General features: G+C 31.0%; 21 protein-coding genes. 4 read left to right on the top strand and 17 right to left on the bottom strand.

Annotated elements, in window-relative coordinates:
* The 6 genes from RMO70_RS02880 to RMO70_RS02855 all read right to left on the bottom strand — a co-directional run.
* On the bottom strand, positions 1-377 hold a 377-nt coding region (locus tag RMO70_RS02880; RefSeq protein WP_310554922.1), incomplete at its 3' end, for a TspO/MBR family protein.
* A gap of 142 nt (positions 378-519) precedes the next feature.
* Entirely contained in the window at positions 520-993 is a 474-nt protein-coding gene (locus RMO70_RS02875; RefSeq protein WP_310554921.1) for a PA2169 family four-helix-bundle protein, read from the bottom strand.
* A 240-nt stretch (positions 994-1,233) separates the two neighbouring features.
* Entirely contained in the window at positions 1,234-1,698 is a 465-nt protein-coding gene (locus tag RMO70_RS02870; protein WP_310554920.1) for a PA2169 family four-helix-bundle protein, read from the bottom strand.
* 98 nt (positions 1,699-1,796) lie between these two features.
* Complete coding sequence (locus RMO70_RS02865) at positions 1,797-2,636, bottom strand: universal stress protein (RefSeq protein WP_310554919.1); 840 nt, start codon at positions 2,634-2,636, stop codon at positions 1,797-1,799.
* 43 nt (positions 2,637-2,679) lie between these two features.
* Positions 2,680-4,302 (bottom strand): L,D-transpeptidase family protein, encoded by a 1,623-nt coding sequence (locus tag RMO70_RS02860; protein ID WP_310554918.1) that lies wholly within the window; start codon positions 4,300-4,302, stop codon positions 2,680-2,682.
* Between the two features lie 4 nt (positions 4,303-4,306).
* Positions 4,307-4,858, bottom strand: a complete 552-nt coding sequence (locus tag RMO70_RS02855) for an NAD(P)H-dependent oxidoreductase (protein WP_310554917.1) — start codon at positions 4,856-4,858, stop codon at positions 4,307-4,309.
* A gap of 295 nt (positions 4,859-5,153) precedes the next feature.
* Here RMO70_RS02855 and RMO70_RS02850 point away from each other — a divergent pair, with 295 nt between their 5' ends.
* The 4 genes from RMO70_RS02850 to RMO70_RS02835 all read left to right on the top strand — a co-directional run bounded on the left by RMO70_RS02850 (position 5,154) and on the right by RMO70_RS02835 (position 10,964).
* Complete coding sequence (locus RMO70_RS02850) at positions 5,154-7,286, top strand: copper-translocating P-type ATPase (RefSeq protein WP_310554916.1); 2,133 nt, start codon at positions 5,154-5,156, stop codon at positions 7,284-7,286.
* A 73-nt stretch (positions 7,287-7,359) separates the two neighbouring features.
* Entirely contained in the window at positions 7,360-7,803 is a 444-nt protein-coding gene (locus RMO70_RS02845) for a DUF6799 domain-containing protein (protein WP_310554915.1), read from the top strand.
* Positions 7,804-7,911: 108 nt separating this feature from the next.
* Entirely contained in the window at positions 7,912-10,347 is a 2,436-nt protein-coding gene (locus tag RMO70_RS02840) for a multicopper oxidase domain-containing protein (RefSeq protein ID WP_310554914.1), read from the top strand.
* An 11-nt stretch (positions 10,348-10,358) separates the two neighbouring features.
* Positions 10,359-10,964: a 2,3-bisphosphoglycerate-dependent phosphoglycerate mutase gene (locus tag RMO70_RS02835; RefSeq protein WP_310554913.1), complete on the top strand. Its 606-nt coding sequence runs from the start codon at positions 10,359-10,361 to the stop codon at positions 10,962-10,964.
* 177 nt (positions 10,965-11,141) lie between these two features.
* On the opposite strand, the gene RMO70_RS02830 is transcribed toward RMO70_RS02835, so the two are convergent.
* The 11 genes from RMO70_RS02830 to RMO70_RS02780 form a co-directional block, all read right to left on the bottom strand.
* Positions 11,142-11,825: a type 1 glutamine amidotransferase domain-containing protein gene (locus tag RMO70_RS02830; protein WP_310554912.1), complete on the bottom strand. Its 684-nt coding sequence runs from the start codon at positions 11,823-11,825 to the stop codon at positions 11,142-11,144.
* A gap of 4 nt (positions 11,826-11,829) precedes the next feature.
* Positions 11,830-12,339, bottom strand: a complete 510-nt coding sequence (locus tag RMO70_RS02825) for a pyridoxamine 5'-phosphate oxidase family protein (protein ID WP_310554911.1) — start codon at positions 12,337-12,339, stop codon at positions 11,830-11,832.
* A 204-nt stretch (positions 12,340-12,543) separates the two neighbouring features.
* Positions 12,544-12,960: an OsmC family protein gene (locus tag RMO70_RS02820; protein ID WP_310554910.1), complete on the bottom strand. Its 417-nt coding sequence runs from the start codon at positions 12,958-12,960 to the stop codon at positions 12,544-12,546.
* Between the two features lie 12 nt (positions 12,961-12,972).
* A complete protein-coding gene (locus tag RMO70_RS02815) occupies positions 12,973-13,965 on the bottom strand; it encodes a 2-hydroxyacid dehydrogenase (RefSeq protein ID WP_310554909.1) in 993 nt (330 codons plus the stop codon).
* A 4-nt stretch (positions 13,966-13,969) separates the two neighbouring features.
* A complete protein-coding gene (locus tag RMO70_RS02810; protein ID WP_310554908.1) occupies positions 13,970-14,311 on the bottom strand; it encodes a hypothetical protein in 342 nt (113 codons plus the stop codon).
* Between the two features lie 21 nt (positions 14,312-14,332).
* Positions 14,333-14,806: a DNA starvation/stationary phase protection protein gene (locus RMO70_RS02805; protein WP_310554907.1), complete on the bottom strand. Its 474-nt coding sequence runs from the start codon at positions 14,804-14,806 to the stop codon at positions 14,333-14,335.
* 26 nt (positions 14,807-14,832) lie between these two features.
* The gene (locus RMO70_RS02800) at positions 14,833-15,330 is read right to left on the bottom strand and encodes a response regulator (RefSeq protein ID WP_310554906.1); all 498 of its coding nucleotides are present in this window, start codon (positions 15,328-15,330) and stop codon (positions 14,833-14,835) included.
* 18 nt (positions 15,331-15,348) lie between these two features.
* Positions 15,349-15,498: a hypothetical protein gene (locus tag RMO70_RS02795; protein ID WP_310554905.1), complete on the bottom strand. Its 150-nt coding sequence runs from the start codon at positions 15,496-15,498 to the stop codon at positions 15,349-15,351.
* 12 nt (positions 15,499-15,510) lie between these two features.
* Positions 15,511-17,889 (bottom strand): glycosyltransferase, encoded by a 2,379-nt coding sequence (locus RMO70_RS02790; RefSeq protein ID WP_310554904.1) that lies wholly within the window; start codon positions 17,887-17,889, stop codon positions 15,511-15,513.
* The gene (locus RMO70_RS02785) at positions 17,879-18,946 is read right to left on the bottom strand and encodes a pesticidal protein Cry7Aa (RefSeq protein ID WP_310554903.1); all 1,068 of its coding nucleotides are present in this window, start codon (positions 18,944-18,946) and stop codon (positions 17,879-17,881) included. The genes RMO70_RS02790 and RMO70_RS02785 overlap by 11 nt, the downstream gene beginning before the upstream one ends.
* Positions 18,928-19,185 (bottom strand): DUF305 domain-containing protein, encoded by a 258-nt coding sequence (locus RMO70_RS02780; RefSeq protein ID WP_310554902.1) that lies wholly within the window; start codon positions 19,183-19,185, stop codon positions 18,928-18,930. Before RMO70_RS02780 ends, RMO70_RS02785 begins: the two co-directional genes overlap by 19 nt.
* Between the last annotated feature and the right edge of the window lie 332 nt (positions 19,186-19,517).

Genomic DNA, 19,517 nt, shown 5'->3' with positions numbered 1-19,517 from the left:
ATGGTAATGAAAATAAGTACAATCATTACTATTATTTCTATAAAAGCAACTACTGGAGAATGAAATTTGAAAAATAAAATAGTCCACCAAAAATTTAAAAATAGTTGTGAAGCAAAAATTAGACATGCCTCCATTTTTTGTTTCTCAACTGTATCACTTTTCCAAATTATCCAAAGCGAAATTGCCATTAAGAGATATAAAACTGTCCAAACTGGTCCAAATAAATAACCTGGCGGATTCCATGATGGTTTAATAATAGTTTCATACCATGTATTATTTTGAGTAGTAGTCAATAGTCCTGAAATTATTCCAGTTACTTGACAAATTAAAATACAAATTGCTAATTTCCAATTATTTGATAGTGTAGTTGTTTCCATAAATTTTATTTTGTAATTAAAATAAACCTGCAAAATCGCGGAAATAGTGTTGTTTTTAAAAGTAATCAATGTCATTTGTTAGTACCAAAACTTACTATTTTGGTGAGGAACTTCTTCTCTTGACTAAACAACATTGATTTTTTTAATTGTTACTTCGGCTTTCTGCTCTAAGAACATTTTGCATTAGTTTTACTTTACTGTGATCTAATTTTAACAAGGCATATTGTTTATTTAATAAATTTTGTTCGTACGAATTGATTTCATGAACATCTTGAATTAAAACATTTTTATACGATTCGAGAGCTGCTTCTTCGCCACATTCGCACGAATTTAAAATGGCTCTTTTATTATTTCCAGAAAGTATGGCTTTAATTTCCATCCAAGCTCTAAAAAATTTTCCTGCTGTTCTTGTTCCTTTATCTGCTGTTCCGCCAAGTCTTTCAACTTCCTCTATAAGCTCTTTTTTACATTCAACACTAGTTTTACTTAAGTTAGAAAAGAATAATTGTAACTCTTCATCTTCAATAGTTTCAGAAGCGGTTCGGTATCCTTCAATTCGGTCATTATTAATGACTATAAGTGAATTAAAAGCTTCGATTGTTTTTGATGTATCCATTGTAACTCAGTTTCTTTTAGTTGTTTTGATATAGTAAAATTCGTTATATCAGATAGTTAAATTATTATATAACTTTACACAAAAGTTGCAAAATTCACACATCATGTTGATTCATAAATTAAAAAACCTACACGATTATTGAAATCGTGTAGGCATAGAATATCAATTTTATTTGTTAGTACCAAAATTATAGATTTGGTGAAATTTTCTTCTCTTGACTAAATAATATTGATCTGTATATTAATTTTTTTGCTTTTCAATTAAATCTCTTAATTGCTTTACTTTATCATGATCTGATTTCAATAATACATAATGTTTGTTTAACATATCTTGCTCTTTGGAGTTGGTATCTTGATGATTTTCAATCAATACTTTTTTGTAGGTTTCGAGTATCACATCTTCGCCATATTCGCATGAATTTAATATTGCTTTTCGGTCGTTTCCAGTAAATGCAGCTTTTACATCCATCCAAACTCTAAAAAATTTTCCTGTAACTCTTGTTCCTTCATCGGGAGTTCCTCCAAGACTTGTAACTTCTGCAACCAATTCTTTTCGGTTTTGCACACTTGTTTCCATCATATCTGAAAAAAGCATTTTTAAATCGGTTTCTTGAGCTTCTGCTTCTGCTGTTTTGTATCCTTCTATTCGGTCGTTATTAATTACGATTAGGGTATTTAAAACTTCAATAGTTTTTTCGATTTCCATTTTATTTTTGATTTAAAATTAATGTTATTTTATAATGGTAAAATTCAATAAATTAGACGTTTACTTTGTTATATAAATTTTTAAATAAGTTTCAAAATTCATATATTATGTTTCTTAAAAACCAACATTGGCGTTTTGGTATCAAATGCCAACTCCGCAGATAAACTCGATAGAAACAAACGGTTGAACCAATTGCGATTTTGTTTTGTGAAAAGAACTACAATAGAAGGTTTTGCTCGAGAAATGTCTTTTTCTATATGATCTAAAAGTGAAGTTCCAGAATCTAATTTTTTATAATTAAATGTTATATTTTTTGATTGATGCTTTTCTCGTATTTTATCAAATTTATTTTTATAAACAGCCAGAATTGATTTATAGTCATAATGGTATATGTCTAATTTTACTTTTATTGGGCTCAAAAAACCTTCAATTTTTTTTAATTCTTCTTCAAAATACTTAAAATCGGATGCAAAAAACATTGATTTAATTGCATTTATACGGTAATTTTTAGGAACAATAATTACTGGTATTGACGAAAAAGTTATCAATTCAGAAGCGGTTGTACCGAATAATTGATCTAGTTTTCCAGCACCAACCGTACTTACACAAATGTATTTTGCATTGATTGTTTTTGCATACGCAATGATCTGATTACCAGCAATCATTCCGACTTCGCAAACACATTTGTAATTTATTTTTGAAAAATTAGCTTTATGAAGAATAGTAGCAACAAACTTTTCGATAAATTGCTGACTTCTTTCAAGCTCATCATATTCAAACTGTTCGTAATAGACATTGTCCCAAATTGTAGGTCTAAAAATGGTGACAACATTATAAAAAATCAGTTCACAATTGGTTTGCGATGCCAGTTGCAATGCAAAAAGAATCCCTTTTTTGGAATTGACAGAAAAATCGGTGGCTACTACTATCTTATTCATATTTCCTACTTTTTAATTTTTTAAACTTAAATTATGATTGAAATCAATCAACAAAAATCTCTTTTGCTAATTCCTCATCTAAATTGTAAATATCGTTTCTGAAATTCAAATTTCCTTTACTGTCAACCCAAGCTGTGAAATAAACAATGTAAACTGGTATTGTTGGATGTATTGTTATTTTAGTTTCTTCATTCGTTTGCAAAACAGAATCTACTTTTATTTGATTCCAAGTTTTATCTTTTTGAAGTAAATACATGGCTAACTTTTTAGGATTTTCAACTCGAATGCAACCATGACTAAAATCTCTTTTGCTTTGACTAAAAAGTTCTTTTGCTGGCGTATCGTGTAAATAGATATTATATCCATTAGGAAAAAGAAATTTCATTTTTCCTAATGAATTATCTTTTCCAGGTTTTTGACGAATTTCAAAAGGAATGTTTTTTGAATACTTTTTCCAATTTATTTTAGAAGCGTTAATTACTTTATTTCCCGCAACTACTTCCATATTATTTCTACTTAAATAAATGGAATTGCGTTTTAGTTTTGGCAAAATTTCGTTATTAATAATGCTATTTGGAATATTCCAATATGGATTAAGCACAACAGTTGCTATTTTTCCTTTAAAAATAACTGTTTGCTTTGCTTCTTTTCCTACAACAACATTGGTTTCCCAAATCAGTTTTTTGTTTTCAAAAACATGCAGTTTATATTCTGGAATGTTCACCAAAATATGATCATTCTCAACTTCAACAGGAACCCAACGCAAACGCTCTAAATTGATTATAATCTGTTTTATTCGAAAATCAACTGTTTTATTCATTTCGGCAATTGTTTTGAAGTCTAATTTTCCGTTTTCAGGTAAACCAACTCGTTGCTGAAAATTAGAAATTGCATTGGATAATTCCATAGTATACAATACGTTATTGTCATTTTTACTTAAATCACCCGATAAAAAAAGTCTTTGTTTAACTTGAATCAAAACAGAATCAGATTCATTTTTAAAAAGAAATTCTTCCTTCATTTTAATTATCGGAAAACCACCTTTTTTCTGAATATCTCGATACAATCGAAGTTTTTCTTTTAGTTTAGAATAGTATAGATTTACAGGTTCATAAATTGCCTCGTTTTTATCTTTAAGAATTAATGAATCCAATACAACTAGATAATTTTTTTTGGTTCGCGGAATATACCAATCTAGTTGATGAGGCGTTTTATTAATGCCTCCAAAAGCTTTATTAGAATATTTAAAAAAGGTTGTTGTGAGCAATAACTCTAAATTTTCGATTTGTTTAAATTCTGTTTTAAAATCACTCTTTTGTGTTTTCAATAAAGTGATTAAAGTGTCTAATTGTACATTATTGAAACTATTATCATCAAAATCAGTACTATAATTAACCAATTGATTGTAAAAATTTGGAACGGATTGTTTCATTCCTTTTTTATTGAACCAAGCATATTCTAAGTTCCGATTTTTGTAAAACAGCATTACATCTTTTTTTATAGTTTCGTTTTGAGGATTAGTTACAAAAAAAGAATTGATAGATGATTCGTCAAAAAAAATAGCTGTAGAATCATGTTTCTGAATCACATTTGAAGTGATAGATTCTTCTTTTTTGCATCCAAAAATCAATAAAAAGAGTACGGATAGTTTTAGGATATTGCTCATTAAATTATTTTTTACTTGATTTAATGCATTCAAAAAATTCATCGATAAACAGTTTTGCAAAATCATCGGTTTCTTGTTTATTTGTTGGAACACCATAATCGTCAAACTTATCTTGAACTTTTGCTACTGGAAAATTAGCTGTAAATGTCCAAGCTCTTATTTTCCAAAATATAAATTGTAATTGCGTTAAAGCTTGTAAACCTCCAAAATCACCTGAAGAAACAGTAGAAAAAGCTACCGGTTTTCGATGCCATTCTTCATATAAAAGATCGATTACATTTTTTAAACTTGCAGGAAAGCTTCCGTTGTATTCTGGTGAAACGATAATCACTCCATCGGAAGCGATAATTTTGTTTTTAAATTCCAATACGTCTAAGCTTGGTGATTTTTGGTATTTCAAAGGTGCTTCAAAGAGCGGAAAATTGTAACTTTTTAAATCGAGAATTTCTACGTTTGCCGAAAAATGATCAGACAAATATTTTTGAAAATACAAGGCTACATTGTGACTTTTTCGACCCGTTCTAATGCTAGATGAAATAATTGAAATGGTATACATTTTATTTTAATCTTTTAAATTTATAACTACACAAATTTGGCAATCAAAAAGTGATTATTTGTTATATAAAACATCTGAAATGTTTTATAATTCACACCTTTCAATTCAATTTAAATGTTTGAATTTCTTCACTTCATCTACTGAAAAATAAATAATTTAATTTGACTATAATTTACTGTGAATTATATAACTTAAACTAATTAATCTGTAATAATTCATCCTAAAAGCATCAATACTTTTGTGTGTGCGAAATACATCTTTTGTTTTAAATGTTACTTAACACATCAAAATATCTATGACACCTACAATCGTTGCTAAAACCTTGTTTACTTGTCCAATGCATCCTGAAATTATTAAAGATCAATCTGGTTCATGTCCTATTTGTGGAATGGATTTGGTTCCAATGAATCCGAGTGATTCTGAAGACCAAAAAACCTATAAAGATTTGGTCCAAAAAATGAAAGTGGCAGTTATTTTTACAGTTCCAGTTTTTGCTATTGCAATGATAGAAATGATTCAAAATAATCCGTTACTCAAAATAATGGACGCTTCAAAATGGAATTGGGTACAATTAATTCTTACGCTTCCAGTAGTTTTTTATGCCTGTTGGATGTTTTTTGTTCGAGCATGGAAATCGATTATAACATGGAATTTGAATATGTTTACGCTTATTGGAATTGGAACAGGAGTTGCTTTCTTATTCAGTTTAGTCGGTATGTTTTTTCCTAATATTTTTCCTAACGAATTCAAAACAGAAACTGGAGCAGTTTTATTATATTTTGAAGCCACAGCAGTAATTCTAACCTTGGTCTTATTGGGACAATTGCTTGAAGCCAAAGCACACAGCCAAACCAGTGGCGCTATTAAAGAATTATTAAAACTCGCTCCAACCGAAGCGATTTTGGTAGTTGATGGGAACGATAAAGTAATTTCTATTCACGATATTAAAAAAAATGATATATTACTTGTAAAACCTGGTGACAAAATTCCAGTTGATGGAAAAATAACTGATGGCGAAAGTAGCATCGACGAGTCAATGATAACTGGCGAACCGATTCCTGTGGACAAAAAGAAAGAAGACAACGTAATCGCAGGAACTATAAACGGCAACAAATCGTTTCTGATGGTGGCTGAAAAAGTAGGTTCAGAAACCTTACTTTCTCAAATTGTACAAATGGTCAATGATGCCAGCCGATCGAAAGCACCAATCCAAAAATTGGCTGATAGTATTGCCATGTACTTTGTGCCAATTGTAGTGATTATTTCAATCATTACTTTTTTAGTTTGGGCAAAATTTGGTCCAGAACCCGCATTGGTTTACGGTTTTATCAATGCCATTGCCGTTTTAATTATTGCTTGTCCGTGTGCATTGGGTTTGGCAACACCCATGTCGGTAATGGTTGGCGTTGGTAAAGGAGCGCAATTGGGTGTTTTGATAAAAAATGCCGAAGCCTTAGAGAACATGAACAAAGTAAATGTTCTTATAACTGATAAAACAGGAACGATTACGGAAGGAAAACCATCCGTTGAGAAAATTTATTCCTCAAACAGTGAAGAAGATAATTTGTTACAAAACATCGCCTCCTTAAATCAATATAGCGAACATCCACTAGCGCAGGCAGTGGTGAATTTTGCTAAATCAAAAACCATTTCATTAACAAAAGTAAAAGATTTTGAAGCCGTTGCAGGAAAAGGAGTTACAGGAACTGTGTCTAATAAAAAAGTGGCATTAGGCAATAAAAAACTAATGGAACAAGTCAAAGCCACAATTTCTGACGATTTAGAAAACAAAATTATTGAAGAACAAAAACTAGGCAAAACCGTTTCATACATTGCTATTGATGGGATTGCTGTAGGCTTTGTATCCATTTCCGATGCCATAAAAACATCTAGCAAAGATGCAATTAAAGAATTAATTCGACAAGGCGTTGAAGTCATTATGTTGACTGGAGATAATGTAAATACAGCCAAAGCAGTTGCAGATGAATTACATTTAACATCCTATAAAGCAGGTTGCTTGCCTGAAGACAAATTAAACGAAATCAAACGTTTACAAGCCGAAGGAAAAATTGTAGCTATGGCTGGAGACGGCATAAATGATGCGCCTGCTCTAGCACAAGCCGATATTGGAATTGCCATGGGAACAGGAACTGATGTTGCCATTGAAAACGCCAAAATCACATTAGTTAAAGGTGATTTACAGGGCATTGTAAAAGCCAAGAATTTGAGCCATGCTGTGATGGGAAACATCAAACAAAATTTATTCTTTGCTTTCTTTTATAATGTTTTAGGAGTACACATTGCATCTGGCCTTTTATATCCATTTTTTGGAATTTTACTATCGCCTATGATTGCGGCATTGGCAATGAGTTTTAGTTCGGTTTCTGTGATTGTAAATGCTTTACGATTGAGGAATTTGAAACTTTAGAAATTAAATTGGGCAACAGCAAGACTGAAGACTGGGTAACAGCAGACCTGAAGAAAATCAAAATAAATATAGTATGAGAACACAAAGATTGATTTCTGCAAAAATGGCTTCATTTTTAACTTTGTTTTTGATGGTAATTTCGTTACATGTCAATGCACAAACAACCAAAAAGCATGCAATGATGAAAGATTGTTGTATGATGAAAGACGGCAAAATGATGGTTATGAAAAACGGTAAAACAATGCCAATGAACAAAGACATGGTCATGAAAAATGGTACAACTTGCATGACTAATGGTGAATGCACCATGAAAGATGGTACAAAAATGCAAATGAAAAATGGTGATTGTATGGAAATGAGTGGAAAAATGTGTAACGATAAAATGAAAAAAATGGAAACTAAAAAAATGAAAAAAATGGCAGTTATGAATTATAGCTGTCCTATGCATCCAGAAGTAACAAGTGATAAACCAGGTAAATGTCCAAAATGTGGAATGAATTTAGTTAAAAAAACATAATAAACTCTTATAGATTTATTACCAATTATTTATCAGTATTAATTATTCTTAAAGTAAATTATCATCAATTTTAAAAAATTGATGATAATTTATTAAAAAAAAAATGTAATGAAATTAAAATTATTAATTATAGTATTTATATTTTCTATTAATCATTTTGTAGTTGCACAAAACAGAACGAAACAAACGTTTTATACATGTATAATGCATCCACAAATTCACGAAAGCAAACCTGGAAATTGTCCGATTTGTGGAATGACTTTAATCAAAGAAAAAACAAAAAAGAAATCAGTAATAAATGAAACAATTTCTAAAACAGTTCGTTACGACCTTTATGTGCGAGATACAATAGTAACTTTTGGCGATAAACCAAAACACGCCATAGCAGTAAACGGACAAATTCCGATGCCAACATTAACATTTACTGAAGGCGATATTGCAGAAATTTATGTACATAATGAGTTAAAAGAAAGCACATCATTACATTGGCACGGATTGATGTTGCCCAATAAAGAGGATGGCGTTCCTTACTTAACCCAAATGCCAATTAAACCTGGTACAACACACAAATATTCATTCCCAATAATTCAAAACGGCACACATTGGTATCACAGCCATTCGGGTTTACAAGAGCAAATCGGAATGTATGGTTCTATGATTTTGAATAAAAAATCAGAAGACGAAACTTTCCGTAAAGGTATTGACGATTTACCAACTGTTCCAATAATTTTAAGCGAATGGACAGACGTAAATCCTGATAATGTACACCGAATGCTACACAACGCAACCGATTGGTTTGCCATTCAAAAAGGAACTACCCAAAGTTATGCCGAAGCAATCCGTGCTGGACATTTCAAAACAAAAATTGCCAACGAATGGAAACGAATGAATGCAATGGACGTAAGCGATGTGTATTACAATAAATTTCTAATCAACGGTAAGAACGAAAACCAATTATCGCAATTACAAGCTACACCTTATAAGGCGTTGGACAAAGTACGTTTGCGAATTTCAAATGGTGGTGCATCAACCTATTTCTGGCTAAATTATGCAGGCGGAAAAATTACTGTTGTTGCTAATGATGGTAACGATGTAGAACCTGTAGAAGTCGATAGATTAATCGTGGCAGTTTCTGAAACGTATGATATTATTGTAACCATTCCTGCCGACAAAACCGCTTACGAATTTTTGGTAACTTCCGAAGACCGAACAAAGTCGGCCTCATTATATATTGGAGAAGGTATCAAACAATTGGTTTCGCCTTTGCCAAAATTAAAATATTTTGAAGGTATGAAAATGATGAACGATATGATGAAAATGAATGGTGATCTAGACGATATGGGAATGAGTATGTCCTACAACCAAATGGATATGAATGTGGTAATGTATCCCGAAATCACTGGCGAGGAAAAAAAAGAAAATAGAGAAGAGAAAATAGAAAAAAGCGATGATAAAAAAATGGATCATTCTAAACACAATAGGAGTGATATGAATATGTCTGAAAACAATTATAACAGCAATGAACTTTCTGAAATCACAACTTTAAACTACGCAATGTTAAAATCGCCTTTTAAAACCAATCTTCCAAAAGATGCACCTGTAAAGGAATTAAAATTTGAATTGTCTGGAAACATGAACCGCTACGTTTGGAGTTTAGACAACAAAGTAATTTCCGAAACTGATAAAATTTTAATTAAAAAAGGTGAAAATGTTAGAATTACTTTGTATAATGGTTCGATGATGCGACACCCAATGCACTTGCACGGTCATGATTTTAGAATAATCAACGGACAAGGCGACTATGCACCTCTCAAAAATACCATCGATATTATGCCTATGGAAACCGATGTTATAGAGTTCAACGCCAATGTTGAAGGCGATTGGTTTTTTCATTGTCATATTTTGTACCATATGATGGCTGGAATGGGCAGAGTTTTTACTTATGAAAATCAAGTTCCCAATCCATTAATTCCAAATACAAAATTGGCACAACGAAAATTATTTGGCGAAGACCGAAAATTTCATTTTATGGGCGAAAATGATTTTGCAACCAATGGAAATGACGGAATGATACTATTTGGAAATACACGTTGGAGCATAGGAACCGAATGGCGATTGGGTTATACCGATCATCACGGTTATGAAACTGAAACTCATATTGGAAGATATCTCGGTAAAATGCAATGGATTATGCCGTTTGTAGGTTTCGATTGGCGTTACCGAAAATTGGATGGCGAAATGGAGAAAAATCTATTCAATCAATCCAACACCAAAGACAATCGAGCCGTTTTTAGTACCGGATTAGAATACACTTTACCAATGCTTATAAAAGTACAAGCTGAAGTTTTTACCGATGGAAATTTCAGATTGCAATTTGAACGAATGGACATTCCAGTTTCTAAACGCTTGCGAATGAACTTAATGTGGAATACCGATAAAGAATACATGGCAGGATTTAGATATATTATCAAAAGAAACTTTGGCGTAACAACGCATTACGACAGTGATATGGGAATAGGTTTTGGAGCAAGTTTGAATTATTAAAATATCAAATCATGGCAAACCTCATTTTAGTTCGTCATGGACAATCGATTTATAATTTAGAAAATCGATTTACGGGAAGTTTGGACATTGGCTTGACAAAATTTGGCATACAAGAAGCCGAATTGACAGGAAAGAAATTAATGAATATTCGATTCGATTTTGGGTATACTTCAACTTTAAAAAGAGCCCAAGAAAGTTTGCGAATTATTCTTGAAGAAATTCATCAAACTAACATTAAAGTTATAGAAAGCAAAGCTTTAAACGAAAGAAATTATGGCAGTTTACAGGGTTTAAATAAAGATGAAACCATTTCTAAATATGGTTTGAAACAAGTCGAAATTTGGCGAAGAAGTTATGCTATTCGACCACCTGATGGCGAAAGTTTAGAAGATACTTACAACAGAACAATTCCGTATTATAAACAAGAAATTGAACCAAAATTAAAAGGCAATAAAAATGTTTTAATTGTGGCTCATGGTAATAGTTTGCGTGCTTTGGTGATGTATTTGGAAAACATAAGCCAAGTAAAAATTCTACATTTGAACATACCAACGGGAGTTCAAAGGCAGTATTTTTTTGATGAAAATTTAAAGATTTTGGAAGTGAAATATCTATAAATAAACTAAATAGCTACTTTTCTGGTTTTGTTTCCAGTATTCGCCCAACACATCATATTGTTATCGCTTTTCGGGATTTCCTATAACTTCATTGGCTTCATTGACTAATTTAAAACCTTCTTCAGCTTTTTTATCTATTTCTTACATTTTGTAATAGTCTTTATAATCCACAATGGATTATTTATTTTTTAAAAGTTTCAACAATTCTTTTGCCACTTCACCCGATGACGCAGGATTTTGACCTGTAATTAGCAATCCATCTTTTACAACATAACTTGTCCAATCTTCTTTTTTAGAATACATTGCGCCTTTCTTTTTTAATTCATCTTCAAGCAAAAAAGGAACAATTTTATCCAGTTGGACAGCGATTTCTTCCGTATTAGAAAAACCTGTTACTTTTTTACCTTTCACTAAATAGTCGCCATCTTCATCTTTTACATTCAACAAAACCGATGGCGAATGACAAACTGTTGCTACTGGTTTTTTTGCATCCCAAAAATCTTCAATTAGTTTTATGGAATTTTTATCGGTGGCTAAATCCCATAATGGTCCGTGACCACCAGGAAAAAAAACTGCATCAAAATTTGTGGCTGAAATTTCTTGTAACTTGGTTGTAGTAGCCATCAATTCTAATAATTTTTTGTCTTTTTTATAACGAACTGTTGACTCAGTTTGGTTATCTGGAGTATCACTTTTGGGATCAATTGGAGGTTGTCCACCATTTGGGGAAGCCAATGTAATTTTGACTCTTGCATCTTGAAATATATAATATGGTGTTGCAAATTCTTCTATCCAAAAACCAGTTTTATCATCTGTATTTCCTAATTTGCTGTGCGATGTTAATACAATTACTATTTTCATTTGTTTATATTTTAATTTTTCCTTCTACTGCATCGACAAAATCTTTTCCTGTTACAACTGATGCAATCATTTTGATAAAGTTGACCATTTTCCCTCCTTCATTGTCCCAATAATGGGCATCAATTGAGCTTACTTTGATTAGCGAAATATTAGTGTCAACAACGCCATCTTTGAACCAAATTTTCAAGAAAGGACTCCATAATTTCTCCATTTTTATTTTATCTATTACAATTTCTGCTTCACCATTTAATACTAAATAAATATTTTTACTAGTATCTGAAAAAAATAGTTGAACCTTTTTATCAAGTTCAATATTTCTATTTCTATCTGTATCCAAACCGCTAAAAAACCATATATTTCCTTCTTCATCTACTTCTTGAGCTGTCACAACAGTAGTTGTAGAGCCATTTTGGTTGTTTATATCAGTACAAAAGAAACAAGTTGTAATAGTTTCTACCAATTTCTTCAATTTGGAAATTCCTTCTGTTTTGTCTAAATTTTTTGTAGTATTCATTTTAATTTAATTTTTAATTTATTCTCAATATTTATAAAATAAAATTCTGAATAACCATCTTTCATACGTTAATTAAAGACTATCTAACTCGTGTACCATTTCGTTGGTCACTGGCGGAAAGTTGGAAAACCCATTGTGTTTTAGATGTCGTTGGGCCAACTTGACAAATTAACAGAAAATGGTCAAACAGAATTTAGTTGGTTTTTAAATTTCAAAGTGTGCTTCAGAAGTTATTGGGATATTTAATACTTTAGAAATTAAACAGTTTTTTTCTGCATCTTTGGTAATGGTTGCAAACTCTTCAGCGTTTATTCCAGGAATCGTTCCTGTAATATTTAAATGAATTGTTGTAATGTTCAATCCTTCCATTGTTAAAGTGGCTTCTGTGTTGAGTTTGTTTGCTGTAATCCCTTTTGCATTTAGCATTGACGAAACTGCCATTGTAAAGCAACCCGCATGTGCTGCTGCTAATAATTCTTCTGGATTTGTACCTTTTTCTCCTTCTTCAAAGCGGGTTTTAAAGCTGTAATTTGTGTTTTCAAGAACGCCACTTTGCGTGGATAATGTTCCTTTTCCTTCTTTGAGATTTCCTTCCCAATGGGCTTTTGCTGTTCGTATCATGATTATTTATTTTTAAAGTTTAATTTCATTTTCTAATACTTCATTCTCTTCAAAATCAGTAAAATTTTTAATTGTTATTTTAGCTATTTCAGTTACTGCTTCTTTGGTAAAAAATGCCTGATGAGGCGTGATTAAAACATTGTTAAACGACAATAATCGCCCAAAAAGATCATCTTGAATAACAGATTGCGATAAATCTCTAAAAAACAAATTACTTTCGTTCTCATAAACATCCATGCCTAAATATCCAATTTGTTCTTTTTTTAGCGCCACAATTGCATCTTCTGTATTGATGATTGCACCGCGACTCGTATTGATAATCATTACTCCTTTTTTAATTTTATCAAATGCTTTTTTATCAAATAAATGATTGGTTTCTGAATTTAATGGACAGTGAATAGAAATAATATCCGATTCGGAAAGTAATTTTTCAAAGGCTTTGTATTTAACGCCTTTTTGTTTTAAATCGTCGTTTTCTTTAATGTCATGCGCTATTACTTTGCATCCAAAACCCAACATAATACTACAAAATGCACGACCTATTTTCCCAGTTCCTACAACTCCAATTGTTTTTCCGAATAAATTAAAACCCATTAAATTTTGTAACGAAAAATTGTTTTCACGCACCTGATTATAAGCTTTGTGCGTTTTTCTATTTAAAGTCAAAATCAATGCAATGGCTTGTTCTGCTACAGCTTGTGGCGAATAGTTCGGAACTCTTAAAACTTTTATATTATGATTCCTAGCCGATTCAATATCAACATTATTGTATCCTGCACTTCGTAAATCGATAAGTTTTACACCAAATTCTGATAATTTCTTAATACATTTTTTGTCAATTGCATCGGTTACAAAAGCACAAACTGCCTCGAAACCTTTCGCTAGATTGATTGTTTTTATGTTTAAGGTTTCATCAAAAAAAACCAATTCGTGTTTTTGACCGATATTGTATTTATTGAAATATTCCCGTTCGTAAAATTGCGTTCCAAAAATGGCTACTTTCATTTTTCTATTGATTATCTTCTTCTAAATCGTTGTGATTATCGCCACCAATGCTATACGAATTATTTTCCTCGTCTTCACTTCCAATGTTTTCTTGGTTGTCATCGAGCTCTGATCCTGGAACATCTAAATCGTTTCCTGATTTATCTTGATTGAAGTTTTTTTCGTTCCAAGTTGGATTTTCGGCTATTTTGATAACTTCTTTCTTTTTTGAGGTATCTTCTGGATCAATTTCAGATTCCTTTTCAAATTGATTATAAATATCTTCCGTTGCTGGGTATTCAATATCTTTTAAAAGTTTGTCCTCTAACAATTTTTCCGATTTTGAAACATTAGTTGTATTTTTCATTTGATTTATACTGTTTTTATTTTAATTGAGATATCTTCTTAAAATCCATGCTATCGATTCGTGTTGTTGTAAGATTCCAGTTAGCATATCGGCAGTTCCTGCATCATGATTTTCTTCAGAACATAAATCAATGTCCTTTCGTAGATCTTCGATTAGTAATTCATGATCCGATAATAATTCGGAGATCATTGCTTTTTGTACTGGATATTTGTTTGGATGTTCAATGATTCTTGTAAGCAAGGTAAATTCATTCATTGTTCCAATGGTTTTTCCTCCAAGTTTGTTAATTCTTTCGGCAACGATATCTACAATTGCCTCTAATTCTGAGTATTGCGATTCGAATAACTTATGCAATTCCATAAAACTTTCGCCAGCAACATTCCAATGAAATTTTCGTGTTTTGATGTATAACGTCATTTCATCAGATAAAACAACGGTTAAAAGATTAATGCTTTTTTGAAGATTAATTTCGGATATTCCAATTTTTGGTATCATAATTTTTTATTTTTTTTAGTGTGATTTTAATTTCGAAAGAATACAAACATTCCAATAAAAACGAACATTCCGATATATGCCACTTCAACAATAAAGATGGCTAAAAGTTCTTTAAAGCCAAAAAAACGCTGGATAATTTTAACCGGATAATAGATAATTCGATAAACTATAGAATGTATATTTTTTAAATCATTTTTGCCTTTATGAACAAAAATTTTAGCGCCTTTTCTATAAGCATCAATAGCAGTTCCGATTTCATCGTCAGAAGAAAGAATTATAACTTCGGTAGTTGGATTTATCTTTTTAATATCGATTAATAATTTGTCTGCTCTTTCTCCTTTTAAATCGTAATCCAGAACAACAATTGCGGTTTCTGTATCTATTTTTTTCAATAAACTTTCACCATCTATAAAAATGGAAATGTTAAGTGATTTGTTGAATCTTTTATTTAAAAAATTCATCAAATTAGCAGAAGATAAAGTATTTTCTTCTAGTATGTATAAATCTTGTTTTGGTGTGTCCATAGTGTTTAAAATTAGTTTTTAAATTAAATCGTCGTCTCCAAATTCATTCCGCTTTCTTTTATTGCTTTGTTTTGAATTTGCTGATTTAGTTTTGGAGTTTGCTGCTTCCATTTTTTTCTTAGCATCACTTTTTTTTGGAGTGAATGTGTGGATTTTTTTAATTGCCATGATTTTTTATTTTTAAATTGAAATGCTACTTTTTTGAACTATTGGCTTCTGAAAATTTATTTCTGAACTACTTTTTTTGTTTTTTAGATTAAAATCTTTTTCCATTTTTAATCGTGCCATCAAATAACTGACTGTCGATTCTGCTCCTTGGTTTAAATTGATGTAATCTTCTTCCAAACCGTCATAGCATCCGCCAGTAGACGGATTGTAAATAATTTTCTCTAAATGATTATTCCCTAAAAACCAACTAAAACCCAATTCCATTTTTTGTAAATAAGTAAAATCATTAAATGCCTCATAAAATGAACTTAGTGCAATAATGGTATACGCCACATCAATGGGCTGTTCTCCTCCTATTTTCTCATTATTTTTTGATAAATCGCTTTGCATCCAACCTTTATTTGAAATCACTTTTATAGTGTTTTCTGTAAAGATTTTTGATAGTAAAAAATCAAATGAAGTTTTAGCAATATCTTTGTAAATTTCATCTCCTGTTTGCAAATAAGCACACAACATGGCTTCGGGGATGATGCTGTTTCCATAGGTTAAATAGCTTTCATACCATTCCCAATTGGGTTTTGATTCGTGTCGGAACATTTGAACCAAACGATTAGCTAAATGATTAATAAACATTGTATTAACTAGTTTTTTTGTGTTTTTATTACTGTAATAAATTCCTTTAATAATAAATGACATGGCTCGTGGAGAATGGATTTTATCAATGTAATTAAATGTTTTTTGAATAGTTAATTGTGCATCTAAAATCAAATCTTCTGGTAATAAATCACTAATTGAAATTAGGTAACCTAGTGCCCAAATGGCTCTACCGTTTGCATCGGCTAGATTTTCATTATTTTGTTTGGTGAATTTTCTATTTTCATCAACATAGTTTAAAAAGTAACCTTCTGATTGTAAGCAATGTTTAATAAATTTATAATACAACAGAATGTACTTTATATCAGATGCATCTTTAGTTAATTCAAAATGTTGGCAAATGGCTACTAAAGCACGTGCGTTATCATCTAAAGTATAACCTGAATTGAGATTGGGTTGATTGATTTCTGAAAATTGAATCATACCAAATGAAGTAGTTAAATTTTTGAAATGTTTCAGATTAATTTCAGGAAGTGAATAATGCAACTTTATAGTATCATTCTGTTTTTTAAATAATTTGGCATGAGCGATTGCCGAATTTTCCCAAGCAGTTGGTGCTAATTTGTGTATTCCATTAGCCGAAATACTTTTACGCAATTGTTTATCATTTAGTAATTTAATTACCTGTTCTGCTAATTGTTGTGGATTTTCAAAATCGATTATTATTCCGGTTCCATTTTGTAAAACTTCTACAGCATGCGGAATAGGAGTTGAAATAATTGGACAACCACAACTTATTGCATAAGAGAAAGTACCTGAAACGGCTTGATGTCTGTCTTTAGAAGTAAACAAATAAATATCGGTAAGCTGTAAATAATCCAACAATTCATTTAATGGTAAGTATTGATTGATGAATTTTACGTTGTGATCTAAATGTAAATCGGCGATTGTTTTTTGTAAACTTTCTCGGTAAATTTCACCTTCATTTTTTACTACAGTAGGATGCGTTTTACCTATTACTAAAAATAATACATTAGGTTCTTCTTTAACGATAGTTTGCAAAGCATTAATCGATGTTTCGATGCATTTTCCTGAGCTCAACAATCCAAAAGTGGAAATAATTTTTCGTCCTGCTATATTGTATTTTTCTTTTAATATATCTTTGTTTGAATGTTCAACTAAATGCGTTCCGTGTGGAATTATGTTAATTTTGTCAATACTAATTTTATAATCTTCTACTAATAATTTTGCTGCTGATTTTGTCATTACAATGAATGAATCGACGCAACTATCAATTTCCAAGACCGTTTTTTGTAGAGTTAAATTAGGATTTGGCAAAACTGTATGAAAGCCCAAAACAATTGGTTTTTTTATTGATTTTAGGAATTCTATGAAATCGGATTCATTGGTTTTGAATAAACCAAATTCGTGCTCGATAACGACCAATTCAATAGCATTATTTTTATTAATATCTTCAGCTAATTTGAGATATGAATTTTGGTTATCTGTCTCTAAAACATATTCAACAGAACCAGAATAATCATGTTTATCTGATCCTAATTCTAAAGCAGCAACAATAATATTGAATGATTTTTTGAATTTAGTGTTTAAAGCATCAATCAAATCCTGAGAATAAGTGGCAATGCCGCACTCGCGTGGTGGGAAAGATGTAATAAATAAAATTTCAGGTAAAATAGTTTCCCGTTTTTTAAAATTAAAATTTAAATAGTTTCGGTTTTTAAGATTCGTGTTAAGTGAAAACTCCTGGTTTTTAATAATGTCTGTTCTATTTTTCATCTTGTTTTTTATTTGCTAGTAATTCTTTTATTAATTCTGATAAGGATACTGATGCACAAGCAATTTGCTCGTCGGCTGCGCCATAATAAATATAAAGTGTGTCACCAAAAACACATGAACCTGTTGGAAAACAAACATTATTCACTTCTCCTTTTAATTCCCAATCGAGTTCTGGTTTAAATAGTGGATAAGGCAATCGTGCCAATTCTTTCTGAGGATTTTCTAAATCCAACAAAGCAACACAAGCACAGTAGACATAGCCTTTTTCGGTATCATGAACTCCATGATAAATTAGCAACCAACCTTCTTTGGTTTCAATAGGAGGACAACCACCACCAATGTAGCTGATTTCGTGTTTGAGTTTTGGCGAAATGACTATATAGTCTTTGAAATGCAATAAATAATTTTGCCAAAAATCAGGTGTGAGTTCGCTTAATTCATGTATACAAACTAATTGAATATCTGGTTTTATTCGATGTAAGAAATGCAGTTTTCCATTTATTCTACGAGGAAAAAAGACCACGTTTTTATCCCAAATTAAAACTTTTTTGCCTTTTCGTTCCTTGATTCTTTCGTGTTCATTGTATCGTAAATATTTTTCATTTAATTCGCCTTTTGATTCTGCCAAACGCTTGAACTCATCAAACATTAATTGAGGCACAATAACGCCTTGTTTTGTCCAATTGATTAAATCTGTTGAAGTAGCTAAGGCACCGAGTGCATTTACGCCATCAAAACCACAATAAGAGAGATAAAATATTTCGTCAATTCTTACAATTCTTGGATCTTCTACACCGTGTTGTTCGTATTCAAATTGCGAAAAAATCACAGGCACATCTAATCGTTCGACTACTTCTAAAGGTGTTTTTAGTTTAGCATAACCAATGCTTGAATAATTAAATTTAGCAACCGCACGATAAAAAATATGTATAAAATCACCATAATGAATCACGGCTGGATTTAGAACACCATCGATTTCAAAACCGTTATTCGTTTTACTTAAAATAACTCCTTCTTTTTTGACTTCTAACATAATTTCTAGTTTTTGGTTTGCCAATTTTTGAATTTGTTTATTTCAAATGTTTGGTCATCTATAATGTTTTTTGATAGTTCTAATAAAACATCTTGTTTCCCAAATTGCAATTGTTGTTTTGCCATAACAACCGCAGTTTCATGATGCGGTATCATCATTTCAACATAATCTGCATCAATGTTGTCAGACATTTTAATGGTATACATTTTGTCCGTCATCAATTTCATTTCGTCAGCGATTTTGAAACTATTTGAAGTTTTCATCTTGATTTTATTTAGAAATTAATTTCTATAAAGGTTGTAAAACATAGTTAATTGCATGTTATATAACTATTTGTAAAAGTTTTAATATTCATAGATTTATGTAATAGTTTTTAATAAATATCTCGGTATAAAAAGCAAAAAAAATGGCAACCATCCCTGCTTGCCATTTTCAACGAATTAATAATTATAACTATTCTTTTGCTTCAGTATTTTCTCTGCTTTTTGCTCCTACTCTGTTCATTTTAAACATTGGAGAAAATTTCACTTTGATAGAAGCAATTTTGCCATTGTCTTCTGATGATAAACCTTCTTTTTCAACCGTATTTTTTCTG

It is taken from the genome of Flavobacterium sp. (genome assembly GCF_031422135.1).
In the GTDB taxonomy this organism is placed as follows: Bacteria; Bacteroidota; Bacteroidia; order Flavobacteriales; family Flavobacteriaceae; genus Flavobacterium.
The sequence above is the reverse complement of the archived record's forward strand: the minus strand, read 5'-3'. Positions and strand labels throughout refer to the sequence as shown.